The 12,916-nt window shown below is 61.7% G+C and carries 10 protein-coding genes; 5 read left to right on the forward strand and 5 right to left on the reverse strand.

Annotated elements, in window-relative coordinates; genetic code table 11:
- Nucleotides 1-8: 8 nt before the first annotated feature.
- Nucleotides 9-1,544, reverse strand: coding sequence for a sugar transferase (locus D2E22_RS07150; protein ID WP_126032407.1), 1,536 nt, complete (start codon nucleotides 1,542-1,544; stop codon nucleotides 9-11).
- Nucleotides 1,545-1,889: 345 nt separating this feature from the next.
- Between D2E22_RS07150 and D2E22_RS07155 the strand changes: the two genes are divergently transcribed.
- Together D2E22_RS07155 and D2E22_RS07160 are read left to right on the forward strand one after the other, a co-directional pair.
- A complete protein-coding gene (locus D2E22_RS07155; RefSeq protein WP_126032408.1) occupies nucleotides 1,890-2,393 on the forward strand; it encodes a hypothetical protein in 504 nt (167 codons plus the stop codon).
- Between the two features lie 46 nt (nucleotides 2,394-2,439).
- Nucleotides 2,440-4,137 (forward strand): MDR family MFS transporter, encoded by a 1,698-nt coding sequence (locus D2E22_RS07160; RefSeq protein WP_126032409.1) that lies wholly within the window; start codon nucleotides 2,440-2,442, stop codon nucleotides 4,135-4,137.
- Nucleotides 4,138-4,140: 3 nt separating this feature from the next.
- Here the strand turns inward: D2E22_RS07160 and D2E22_RS07165 are convergent, their stop codons facing one another.
- The 3 genes from D2E22_RS07165 to D2E22_RS07175 form a co-directional block, all read right to left on the reverse strand.
- Nucleotides 4,141-5,331: an Nramp family divalent metal transporter gene (locus D2E22_RS07165; protein ID WP_241218303.1), complete on the reverse strand. Its 1,191-nt coding sequence runs from the start codon at nucleotides 5,329-5,331 to the stop codon at nucleotides 4,141-4,143.
- Between the two features lie 274 nt (nucleotides 5,332-5,605).
- Nucleotides 5,606-6,352: an HNH endonuclease family protein gene (locus D2E22_RS07170; RefSeq protein WP_126032411.1), complete on the reverse strand. Its 747-nt coding sequence runs from the start codon at nucleotides 6,350-6,352 to the stop codon at nucleotides 5,606-5,608.
- Between the two features lie 66 nt (nucleotides 6,353-6,418).
- Entirely contained in the window at nucleotides 6,419-7,816 is a 1,398-nt protein-coding gene (locus D2E22_RS07175) for a Maf family nucleotide pyrophosphatase (protein WP_126032412.1), read from the reverse strand.
- Between the two features lie 123 nt (nucleotides 7,817-7,939).
- Here D2E22_RS07175 and D2E22_RS07180 point away from each other — a divergent pair, with 123 nt between their 5' ends.
- Nucleotides 7,940-9,160 carry an acyltransferase family protein gene (locus tag D2E22_RS07180; RefSeq protein WP_126032413.1) on the forward strand — a complete coding sequence of 407 codons (1,221 nt, stop codon included), beginning with the start codon at nucleotides 7,940-7,942 and terminating at the stop codon, nucleotides 9,158-9,160.
- Nucleotides 9,161-9,689: 529 nt separating this feature from the next.
- Here the strand turns inward: D2E22_RS07180 and D2E22_RS07185 are convergent.
- On the reverse strand, nucleotides 9,690-10,745 hold the full coding sequence (locus D2E22_RS07185; protein WP_126032414.1) for a hypothetical protein: 1,056 nt from the start codon (nucleotides 10,743-10,745) through the stop codon (nucleotides 9,690-9,692).
- Nucleotides 10,746-11,369: 624 nt separating this feature from the next.
- Between D2E22_RS07185 and pdxS the strand changes: the two genes are divergently transcribed.
- Both pdxS and pdxT read left to right on the forward strand, forming a co-directional pair.
- A complete protein-coding gene (gene pdxS, locus D2E22_RS07190) occupies nucleotides 11,370-12,245 on the forward strand; it encodes a pyridoxal 5'-phosphate synthase lyase subunit PdxS (protein ID WP_099720797.1) in 876 nt (291 codons plus the stop codon).
- Between the two features lie 12 nt (nucleotides 12,246-12,257).
- Complete coding sequence (pdxT, locus tag D2E22_RS07195; protein ID WP_126032415.1) at nucleotides 12,258-12,908, forward strand: pyridoxal 5'-phosphate synthase glutaminase subunit PdxT; 651 nt, start codon at nucleotides 12,258-12,260, stop codon at nucleotides 12,906-12,908.
- Nucleotides 12,909-12,916: the final 8 nt, after the last annotated feature.

The following is a 12,916-nucleotide window of genomic DNA, read 5'->3' on the forward strand; positions in this document are numbered from 1 at the left end:
AACATCGCTCAGTACGCGCCGTGCGGGTGCACGACAATGCCGATTGTGCGCAGGATGTAGACGACGTCGCCGAGAACGCTCCAATCCTGCACATAGCTCACATCGAGCTGACGGCTTTCCTCCTCATTCAGGTCGTTGCGGCCGGAGACCTGCCACGGTCCGGTGATGCCCGGCTTAACCAACAGGCGCGTCGCATAGACCTGATCGTATTCCTCGACTTCGAAGTCGCGCTGCGGACGCGGGCCCACGACGCTCATCGACCCGGTGAACACGTCGAAGAACTGCGGCAGCTCGTCGAGGCTCGTCTTGCGGATGAAATTGCCGACCTTCGTGATGCGCGGATCATGCTTGAGCTTGTAGCGCGCGCCCATCTCCTGGCCGTTCGCCTCGAGCACCTCCTTGAGATGCTTGTCGGCGTCCACGCGCATCGAACGGAACTTGTGGATGTAGAACGGCTTGCCGTGCTGGCCGATGCGTTCCTGCTTGTAGAAGATCGGGCCGCCGTCCTCGAGTTTGATCGCCAATGCGACGATGAGCATGATCGGCGACGACAGGATGATCGCGATCGAGGAGACGACCAAATCGAAGACGCGCTTCTTGATGCGAGACGCCGGCGAATACTGCGGCAGCCTGATCGTCATGATGCTCATGCCCTGGATGTTGCGCATCTGCGTCGCATGTTCGGCGATGTCGAGCGCCGACGTGATCAGCGCGATCTCCAGGTTGAGGGCCTCCATCTGCACGGCGAAGGTGCTCAGGTTGTCGGAGAACCGGTCGAGCACGTCGGTCACCATGACGGTCTGCGCACCGGTCTGCGCGATGCGCGCGGCAAGGTCGTCGCCGTAGGTGATCGGCTGGATGAACTCGCCCCAGGACTCCTCCACCTCGGCCTTGAGGAGGTTGCGGTCCGGATCGGCTTCGATGAGGCCGGTGGCCGGGCTCACCCGGATCGGGCAGACGCGCACCGGCTTGTAGTTGAGCTGCTTGCGCTGGTTGAGGAACTTGAGGATCTGGCCGATGCCCTCCGGCGAGCCGACGATGACGGTCGGATAGGCGTATTCGCCTTTGCGGTGGCGCGCCGTCAGGAACATCCTCGCGACCATGCGCACGATCATCTCGACGATCCAGACGCACAGGCAGGCCACGGTGACGTCGGCCAGCGAAATGGTCGTCTGCATGATGTAGTTGACGGCGCAGATGCTGATCCAGCTGATGCAGGCCGCCTTGAGCAGCAGGACGTTGAGCTGGTAGCCGTCGGCGAACACGTGACGATGGTAGACGCCGGCGACGCGCGCGCAGAACACCCAGATGATCGCGCACACCGCCGCGTACAGATACGGGTTAATCGTGACGTTCCACTGCAGTCGCGTCGTGAAGACGCGCATCTCCCTGTACATCGCCATGACGCCCAGATTCACGCAGAAGAACACCAGCGCGTCGAACGCCATAAGAGCCAGGTTCATGACGAACCGCCACTGCAGCACCTTGGCGGATTGACGATCAACCTGCTGAGCCAGTTGCGCGTCGCTCTGCATTCCGCTCATCATTCTCCCTCTGATGAAATGACATGGTCATCTGATGCGTAAACGACGTCGCATCATGGCACGGATCATGAGTTCCCGCGCACACGAAGATTCATCATAACGCGAACCCTGTTCAGCACGGCGCTTGTCAACAAAGCCTCCACATCGCCGCGACCGCCCGACCGCCGTTTCTCGAACAGTGAATAAGGAATGCCTTCCGTCTAGTATTGAGATGAGGTATCTCAACTAAACCGAGCATCCCGCCGATTCCACGCGTCCAATGCGAGATCGCGCACCGTGCGCCTTCCGCATCCGCGAGCCTGCGTTCCGCGCATGCCGGCGGATGCCGATTCGAAGGAGGCCACAATGGCAGAGTATAAGGAACACGTCAAGGGTGGGGCCGACGACGTGATCGAGGAGACGACGACCGCCACGTCGAACACACAGGACGACATCCAGACCGGTGAGATCGACGCCGTGACCACGCAGGACGAGAGCGACGACGCCATCGAGGACGACGAGCTCCACCAGTTCGAACGCCGCATCGACGAGATCCTCGCCACCGGCGAACTCGACGAGACGCTGCGCGTCATCGACGAGAAGGGCGTCGCGCAGGTGCTGCCGGTGCTCGACACGGAGCCGATCGCGCACCTGCTCGAGGGCATCGAGGAGATCGGCGGCCGCGCGAACGTCTTCGTGCGCACCGCGGACGGCATCGCCGTACTCAACGTCGCCGAATACAGCCCGCAGTATCAGGACGACGAGCAGTCGGCCGACGACACCCCCACCGGCGAGACGCCGATCGTCGACGAAGCCATCGTGTCGGGGGCTATCACGACCATCGAAGACGACACCACCGCAGAAGACTGATCAAACCGCGGCGCAAGCGCCGCATCCGACAAGAACCTAGGAACGCATGGCAGCACACGGACAACAGGAGCATCCACAGCACGAACAACCCGGCGACACAGGAGGCGCACCGCCCATCCGCCCCGGGCGTCCGTACACCCGCGAGGTGCACCACGAGCCGGAGCCGGATGTGGCCACGCACCGCGGAATAGCCGGGCTGTCCGCCGCGCTCACCCGCGAACATGCGTACCGGGACGGCCATCTGACGCGTCCGGCGTTCGTCTCGCTCGCGATCCTGACCTTCATCACCTTCGTCGGCAACTTCACTCAGCTGCAGCTGAGCGCCGCGCTGCCGACGCTCGTCGACGACTTCGGCATCTCGGTGACGCTCGGCCAATGGATGACATCGATCTTCCAGCTGACGATGGGCGTCATGGTGCCGCTGACCGCGTATCTGACGCGGCGTTTCTCCACACGGCAGATCGTCATCACATCGATGGTCGTGTTCACGGTCGGATCGGTGCTCGCGTGGCTCAGCCCGACCTTCTCGCTCGCGCTGTTCGGCCGTTTCCTCGAGGCTGCCGGCACCGGCGTCATGTGGCCGGTGCTGCAGATCACCGTCTTCTCGATCTTCCCGTTGGACCGGCGCGGCATGGCGATGGGCGTCGTCGGCATGGCGATGGCCGTGGCCCCGGCGATCGGCCCGACGCTCGGCGGCCTGCAGACCGATATGAACGGATGGCGCTCGATCTTCCTGACGCTCACCGTCATCGGCTGCATCGCAATCGTGCTCGCAGCCTGCGGACTGCACAATTTCGGGGCATCGGACAAGACGGCGCATGCGGACTTCTTCTCGGTGGGCCTGTCGATCATCGGCTTCGGCGCGCTCATGTTCGGGTTCACGAACATCCAGTCCTATCCGATTGTGGCTCCCGTCGTCTGGCTCCCGATGGTCATCGGCATCGCCGGCATCATCTGGTTCGTGCTGCGGCAGATCCATAACGAGAAGCGTTTCAAGGCCGGCAACGCGAAACGTCCGGCGCTGCTTGATCTGTCGGTGCTGCGCAACGCGCATTTCTCGGTCGGCACGCTCATCGCGGCATTGAGCTTCTTTGCGTTCAGCTCCCTCGTCGTGCTCATTCCGCTGTACATCCAGAACTGCCGCGGCTACACGGCCACGATCAGCGGTCTCGTCATGCTGCCCGGCGCCATCGCGCAGGCGATCGCCCAGTTCTTCGGCGGACGCGCGCTCGACCGGTTCGGCGCGCGTCCGGTCGCGATGGTCGGCACGATATTGCTGTGCCTCGGCACCGTGATGATGAGCATGATCGGCATACAGACCTGGATCTGGTACATCTCCATCTGCCAGTTCATCCGGCAGATCGGCATGGGCTTCGTCATGATGCCGATCACCACATGGTCGCTCAACTGCCTCAAGCCGGCCGAGGTGTCCGCAGGTTCAGCGGTCACGAACACCGTGCGGCAGATAGCCGGCGCGATCGGATCGCCGGTCATGATCCTGACGATGTATTCAATCGCCGCGGGGCAGATGTCCTCCGTCCGCACCGAGATCGCGGCGGACGTCATCGGCATCGAATGGGCGCTGCGCATCAGCGCGATCATCAACTTCATCATGATCCTGCTGGTCGTCTTCGGCGTCAAAGGCGAGGACGCCGGCTCCGCGCGCGACGCGGTGCGCCGCGCGCTGGGCCATGAGAAGGACCGGCCCGCTCCCCGCACCGCTATGGCCGTCTCTGGCAAGTAGCCGCTACGCCTTGCCCATCGCCGTGAGCACGATGAGCACCAGGTTGAGCAGCACGATCACGGCGCACACGGCGAGGCAGATGATGTGCTTCACCATGCCGTCGGCGTATTTGCCCATGATCTCTCGGTCATGGGTGTAGCGCATCAGCGGGATGATCGCGAAGGGAATGCCGATCGAAAGCACCACCTGACCGATGATCAGCGCCTCGGTCGGATTGCTCGCGAAGGCGAGTACGACGAGCGCCGGCACAAGCGTCACGATGCGGCACGCCCACATCGGCGCCTTCACCCGCAGCAGCCCCTTCATGATCTCCGAACCGGCGTAGGTGCCGACCGACGTGGAGGACAGCGAGGACGCGAGCAGCCCGATCGAGAAGATTGTGCCGACGGTGGGCCCAAGCACCTGCGTGATCGCATGCTGCGCGCCTTCGATCGTGTCGGTGCCGCCCATGCCATGCAATGAATTCGCCGCGATGACGAGCAGTGCGATGTTCACGCTGCCTGCGATAGCGAGCGCCCACACGACGTCGATGCGGCTGCCGTGCATCATCTCGGGCACGCTCGGCCGGTCGACGCCTTTGCCGAAGTGGTCATTCACGAGCGTCGAATGCAGGTAGATCGCGTGCGGCATGACCGTCGCGCCGAGCATCGACGCGGCCATCAGCACCGAGGCGCCATCCGAGAAGCGCGGCATGAGCCCTTCGGCCACCGCGAGCGGGTTCGGCGGGTCCATGAACAACCCTGCGATGAATCCGAAGGTAATGACGAGCAGCAGTCCGATGACGAGCCGCTCGAAGATCCTGTGCGTTTCGCCGCCTTGGACGAACAGCAGCAATGTGGAGACAGCGCCGATGATGCACCCGCCGAGCAGCATCGGTATACCGAATAGCAGGTTGAGCGCGATCGCGCCGCCGATCACCTCGGCCAGGTCGGTGGCGATCGCAATCACCTCGGCCTGCATGAAGAACAGGAAGCATCCGGCCGCGCCCATGCGTTCGCCGAGGATCTGCGGCAGGCTTTTGCCGGTCACGACGCCAAGCTTCGCCGCCTGATACTGGATGAGCACGCTCATGCAGTTCGCGGCGACGAGCACCCAGACGAGCATGTATCCGTATTTCGCGCCGGAGGTGAGGTTCGCGGCGACGTTGCCGGGGTCGACGTAGGCGACGGCCGCGACGAATGCCGGCCCGAGCATGCTCGCGAGCGCATGCGTCGTCTTCTCCGGCCTGCCTTCGTCCTGGCGTGCGATGGCGATGTCCTGCGCGGCCTCCGCGTCGAGTCCGAGCGTATCGATGTCCACCGGCTTCTGGACGCCGGCCGCTGCATCGCACACTATGCCGTCCGCCGTGCCATCCGGTTTCGTTTCGCTTCGCCGTGTCATCGCCGCTCCTCATCGCGTTGCCCTATCAAGCAGTCCTAGAGGGCCAACATAACGAATCGACGTCTGTTCGCGGCTCGCTCAATCGTCGTCATTCCTCGGGCACCGCCTGCCCGGGGCAGCTGTGCAGCACGGCGAGCATCGCACGTTTCTCCTGTGTGGTGACCGTCAGTCCGTACTTGTCCTTGACGCCGATCTGCCGTGCGACGTATGCGCAGCGGTACCCGCTGTTCTCCGGCAGCCAGTATGCGGCCGAGGCCGAGGATTTCTCCTGGTTCGCCGCGCCGTCCACGGCGATGAGGTTGTACATGTCGTTGCCGAATTCGTAGCGTTTCTTCGCGCTCCAGGTGCTCGCCCCCGACTGCCACGCGTTCTGCAGCGCCACGACATGGTCGATCTGCACGGCTGCGCTCGTGTCCCTGCCCCGCTGGAAATGGATCTCGTCGCCGGTGTACGGGTCTTCGAGGACGCCCGACTGGACCTTGCAGCCGCCGCGTTGCGTGTAGCGCACGTCTTCGAGGTCGCGGCCCAGCACGTCGTCGCGCACGTCGCAGCCGTTGCCGTCGACGTCGGTCTGCCGGTAGCCGAATTTCTCGCGGTCGTAGCCGCGCGACGACGGATGATCATCGACGGTGAGCGAGTCGAGCGTCTGCGCAGCCGTGCCCGTCGCACGGTATCTGCCGGTCATCTCGGCGAGCTTCGGGCTGACTCGGGGCAATACAAGGCCGATCGTCACACCGATGACGACGAGGATGACGAGCAGGATGAGCATACGTTCGAACAGGCCGGCGCCGTTGATGTACTTGCGGCCGAAATGCTGGGAGCGTCTGCGTGTCATGCCATTACGTCTACGCGTTCCCGTCTGCGAACGCAAATCGTCGGCCCCGTCATCGCCGCGCGGCCATCAGCGTCCTTGGTATTCGGCGGCGAGCGCGTCGAGGCGTGTGCGGAACCGAGGCCAGTCGGTGCGCATCGCCGTGAGCAGCCTGTGGTCGGGGACCTCGTCGATCGCGACCCATTCGATCTCCATGCTTTCGTCGTCATTCGCCTTCGGATGCACCGTATGCCCCGGCTTCTCGAACGCGAACACCGTCGTGTAGGACCACGGGCCGTGCTCCTCGCAGTAGGAGCCGACGACCTCGATGTCCTCCGGCGTGATGTTCGCCTCCTCGTCGGCTTCGCGCAGCGCGCCCTCAAGAGTCGACTCGCCGTTGGCGATCGCACCGCCCGGGATGCCCCACGTGCCGCCTTCGGCGCTCCACGCGGCGCGGTGCTGCATGACGACGTGCGTGACCTTACCGGTCGTCGCGTCACGGCGCGCAAGCAGCACTCCCGCGGCGCCGTTGGTTCCCCAATGACGGCGTCCGCATGCGCATTCGACCCAGCCGTCGCCCGGCTGATGCACGTTCGTCTTCGGCGCCTTCGCCGAGGATTCCTGGAACCGTTCGTCGCGCGGCACGTTCCACAGGTCGGTCCATTCGATGCCCATCCGTTCGACGAGTTCACGCGCCAGCGGCAGGCTCAAACCGATGATGCCGCTCGGCGCACCGGTGATCGAATCGATGAACGCGCCGCCGAGACCGTCCAGCGTGAACGACCCCGCCACCTCGAGCGGCTCCCCGGAGGCGATGTAGCGGTCGATCATCGTCTCGGTGAACTCGCAGAACGTCAGCGTCGCCATGCTCGCCGCGGTCTCCATGCGCCCCGTCGCGAAATCGATCAACGTGTGCCCGGTCCACAGTTCGCCGGTCGCGCCGCTCATCGCCCGCAGGCGTTCGCGCGCGACCGCTTCGGTGTGCGGCTTGCCGTACGCGTGGCCGTTGAGCAGGAACATCGAGTCGCAGCCGAGGATAAGCGGACCGACCTTGCGGTCTGAGAGACCGCCGGTCGTATCGATCGGCTCGCACTCGGTCGGGATGTCGACGCCGGAGAAATCGCGCGTCTGCGCCGACGCGATGGCTTCGACCGTGTATTCGGCGGCCGGCGACCCCGCATCCGTCACCATCTGCTCCGCGGCCACTTCGAGCGGACGGCCGATGACGCGTTCGCCGGCGGCCTCCGAGGCCGTGCGCACGACGTTGCGGTAGATCTCATAGACGGCCATCGCCTTCGCACGGGACAACGTGCACACCTTGTCGGCGATCGGCAGCTCGTCCACGCTCACGCCCTGCTCCCGCGCCCTGCGCTCAATCACGGCGTCCTCGTCGACATGCGACACGCGAATCGTCGGGCAGATGCCGGCGTTGAACAGCACATCACGACGCGGCTGGGACTTGGAGGCAAGAATCAACGGAATGCTCATGCAGTACACCTTACTGCACGCGTTGCATCGGCGGCATGATTCATATGTGCGTCACACCGTCGATACGGTTCGGCAAGATAAGCGCAGAAGATTTTCAGAGATTTCTATGATGAAGGACGGTTAATGACCACACAGATCGACGTCGCCTTGAAGGGACGGCGCAGCACCGGCAAGCGCAAACAACGCAACTCTAGCATCGAATTACTACGCATCATCGCCATGCTGATGATTATTTCCCATCATTTCATTGTGCACAACGGAAGCCCTCTTTCACAATTCCCACTAACACCGGGCAGAGAAATCTTCTCATTCTTCTTCCTTAGCGGCGGCAAAATCGGCGTTGTCATCTTTTTCTCCATCTCTGCATGGTTCTTCATCGACTCCGCGCAGTCCATTAAGCAAAACTTCAAACGCATATGGCTGATGGAGCGGGAACTGTTGTTCTGGAGTCTCACCTTACTGGCGGCATTCGCAATCATAAACAGATCCACATTCCCCTCCATAGTAATCACCAGCTTCTTCCCCATCGTCACCAATCTCTGGTGGTACGCAACATCATACGCAGCTTTTCTCGCTTTACTACCATTCTTGCAATACGCGTTATTGGCGATAGGCCGCAAACGTCATATACAATTGACCGTGATGCTACTGGCAGTTTTCGCGCCTCTGAGCTTAATCCCTTTGCAAACAATATTTCCATTATTCATCAATAATGTAATGGGATTTGTGTATATATTTATTATACTTTCTTGCTATAAGCTTTACATCAAACCCGCATCAACAAAATACTTGTGGGGTATGATCAGCATAGGACTAGGGCTATCCGTTGCGATAATAATATTCATAGATATGGCAGTAAAATATCTTTTCAACAATACAACTCCAGCAGTTTTAGATAATTACTCACCGTTTTCAAATTTTGCACTACCAACGATGCTAGTCGGCATTCCAATCTTCCTCTTATTCAGTCGTACACATTTTCATAGCGGTATTATCAATTTCATAGCCAAATCCGCATTTGCTGTCTACCTGATTTCTGATTATCCGCTTACACAGAATCTGCTGTGGTCCACTTGGTTCAACCTCAAGGACATCTACGGCAAGCCCTTCATGGTGCTTCACGTCATCTGCATCCTATTCGGCGTATATGCGGCATGCACATTGTGTGACTTCATACGCCGCGGCCTGTTCGCCCTCACCGTGGACCGTCATCCGGGACGATGGTTCAATGCACTATGGGATACAGTCGCCCACTGGCATTGGGTACAGTCACTGCCGAAGCTGATGCTGGAACCCTCCGCATCCAACACAGCAGATTCCCCACAGGCCGCGCAGATCAAGTAATCCCCTCCGCCATCGTGACTGTGGGACCGCGCCATCGCCGCGGTTCCACAGTCACATGTCCATTCCGGCATCCACCCAAGCCATCCGCCCGCCCCGTCATCTTCATTACGATTCATCCCGCCACACCGCGATTCATCCGTCCTGCGCCACACTATGATTCATCCGGCCATCACCACAACATGATTCATCCTCCCGACGCCACAACGCAATCCCCTGGCGCCACAATGTGATCCACCTTCTGGCGCCACAACGCGACGATTACACGACTACAGCTTCTCGCCACTCTCCCGCATAACTCGATACTTCACGCATGATCTCGATATATGCGAAGGACGCACCCACTCAAGCACATCAATCCAAGTATTCATGATTGAGTATGGAGGATTTTGCGTGAATTTCTAAGTGTCTTGTGCACATTTGCGCAATTCCCGCTTTGGCCAGAACACCTATCCCATTCCCTTCCCACGCATATCTCGATAATTCACCCAAGATATCGAGATATGCACTCACACACCCTGTTATGCGCCACTCACACACCCTTCCGTCCCGCGCGCCGCGGATCCGCAATCCGCGCATAGGTCAGCCGCGCGATCTGCGGCTGGACGCCTGTCTGCGCCGCGATCACGCACATGATGCGCATTGCGAGCCGATCCAACGCCTCCTCGGAATTCAAATCATCCTGCGTCACCTCGAACACCCGCCAGCCCAACGCGGCCAACGCGCCGAGCTTGTCACGGTCACGCCGATACTGCCTGTAGTCCGAACGATGCTGATCCCCCTGATATTCCAACCCAACGCGATACCGCTCGAGCGCAAGGTCCACCGTCTGCTCCACACGTGAATCGTATGCGGCGCCCGGCACCGCGAAGTTGATTGCGAACTCCGGAAGACCGCGCAATTCCAACCGTACCCGCAGTTCGGTCTCCTTGACCGATGCGCTGCCCGGTTTCGCGATCGCGAGCGCAACCCGACACCGATGCTTGCCGTGGAAACGCCGCGCCTCCACGAATGCGCGCAGTTCGTCGAGCGTCGCCAACCCGTAGCGTTCCATCGACTCCGCAATCTGGATGAGCTGCAGCATCGTCGCATCCATCGCGACCGACGACCATGCGGCCGCCGGCTTGAGGCAGCATATGCCGTTCGCGAGCATCTGCACGCAATCATCGGCCAGCCCGTTCCACACATGCATGCGCACACCCGGCAACGCGCGCCGTTCGGACGCCGTACGGACGACGACGTGCAGCGCATCCGCGTTCGGCCGCCGTTTCGATTGCCTCCCCGGTTTGCGCGACGCCGCATTGTCCCACGCGTTACCCGGCCCCGCCAGATCTTCGGGCGTCTCCACTCCGAGCAGTCTCAACGCCGTCGATTTGCAGTACGCGTACGGAAGATTGGCGTCCTTGCAACGACGCATCACCTGCGACGTGCGCTCCCGCAGATTGGCGCGCAGCATCGGATACGACCGCTGATTCCCGTATCCGCGCTGTGCAAGACCTTCATCCACCGGCGAATCCATGGGCACGGCGTCCCATGGATATCCATCATCCGCATATTCCCCGTTGGCACCGAATGTGGTGACTCCCATCCTCTCTCTCCTTCCAGCAACCCCACCGTCACGGATTGCACAATCCGTGCGCGTGAATCCGCTCACCGTACGTCCGGATATTCTTCACCTGCAAACCCATTTATGACTTCTGTGGAAATGTGGATTCACACGCCAACCTCTACCCCGCATGTGCACAACGTTGTGGATACGTGCATAACTCAAAAGATGCTCCTGTATTCCCGACCTATGCGTTCATGTGCCGTCGTGGCATGCATACTGGCTCCATCGATACGCACATTTGCGGACATGGCACATGTCAATCATGCCAATTCCTCACAAAATCAATGATTTCCTATCATTCCCCTTGCACTCAGACCATCGCCTCCCTCGCCCGGCAGCGCATAATTCGATATTCCAACCGAAATATCGAGTTATGCACTTGTGCGCCCATGCGCGCACACCCACACCCACACCCACCTACGCATGCACCCATGCACCTGTTCATCTGCTGAACACCGCCCCCGACCCATGCACATTCATGTGCTATTTCTCGAGGGAGGCCGCGCGCCAGCGCACGCCGAAGAGGATTCCCACGCCGTAGTCCGCGCACATCCGCGCACCTTCGACGGCGTACCATGCATCTACAACCCAAGAAGGTCATCGATGGAAACCACGAGAAACGAACTCAACAAGAATCTCGCCCAGATGCTCAAGGGCGGCGTCATCATGGACGTCACGACGCCCGAGCAGGCGCGCATCGCCGAGGACGCGGGCGCGTGCGCCGTCATGGCGCTCGAGCGCATTCCGGCAGACATCCGCGCGGCCGGCGGCGTGAGCCGCATGAGCGATCCCGCGATGATCAAGGGCATCCAGGAGGCCGTCTCGATTCCCGTCATGGCGAAGGTGCGCATCGGCCACATCGCCGAGGCCCGCATCCTGCAGGCCATCGAGATCGACTACATCGACGAGTCCGAGGTCCTCTCCCCCGCCGATGACGTCTACCACATCGACAAGAACGAATTCGCCGTCCCCTTCGTCTGCGGCGCGAAGAACCTCGGCGAGGCGTTGCGCCGCATCGAGGAGGGCGCCTCGATGATCCGCACGAAGGGCGAGCCAGGCACCGGCGACGTCATCCAGGCCGTGCGCCATATGCGCACGATGAACAAGCAGATCCGCGAGCTCGTCTCGCTGCGCGACGACGAGGTCTACGAGTTCGCCAAGCAGCTCGCCGTGCCGTATGAGCTCGCGAAGTTCGTACATGACAACGGCCGTCTGCCGGTCGTCAACTTCGCCGCCGGCGGCGTCGCGACCCCGGCGGACGCCGCGCTGATGATGGAGCTCGGCGCTGAGGGCGTCTTCGTCGGCTCCGGCATCTTCAAGTCCGGCGACCCGGCGAAGCGTGCCGCCGCGATCGTGCAGGCGACCGCGAACTGGCAGGACGCCGATCTGCTCGCCCGTCTGTCCGAGAACCTCGGCGAGGCGATGGTGGGCATCAACGAGGACGAGATCGAAACGATCATGGCCGCCCGCGGCGAGTGACAGGCGTCGTCCATGGTTGTTGACGTTTCCTACATCTGCAAAGAGCATTCCGACGGCGTCGATGCCGTGGCGCATGGCGTCACCGGCATCCTCGCCGTGCAGGGCGCCTTCGCCGAGCACGCCGCGATGCTCGGCCGTCTCGGCGCGCCGTGGAAGCTGCTGCGCGCGGCCGAGGATTTCAACGATTCGATCGACCGCGTCATCCTTCCCGGCGGAGAAAGCACGACGCAGGGCAAGCTGCTGCGTTCCACCGGCCTGTTCGACCCGATCGCCGCGCATATCGCGGCCGGCAAGCCGACCTTCGGCACCTGTGCCGGCATGATCCTGCTCGCCGAACGGCTCGACAACGACCCAAACGTCTATTTCGGCATGCTCGACGCGACCGTCCGTCGTAACGCGTACGGCCGTCAGCTCGGGTCGTTCGCCACGACCGAGGACGTGCAGACCTTCGCCGCCAATGGCGATCCGAGCGGTGTCATCAGCGATTTCCCGCTTGTGTTCATCCGCGGCCCCTTCGTAGCCGAGGTAGGTCCGAAAGCCCATGTCATGGCGAGCACCGGCGGCAACGCCGTCGCACTGCAACAGGGCAACATCCTCGCGACCGCCTTCCATCCCGAGATCACCGATGACACCCGCATCCACGGGTATTTCCTGAGTCTGTGATTTCAAGA

Origin of the sequence: Bifidobacterium castoris (assembly GCF_003952025.1) — a bacterium.
Taxonomy (GTDB): Bacteria; Actinomycetota; Actinomycetes; order Actinomycetales; family Bifidobacteriaceae; genus Bifidobacterium; species Bifidobacterium castoris.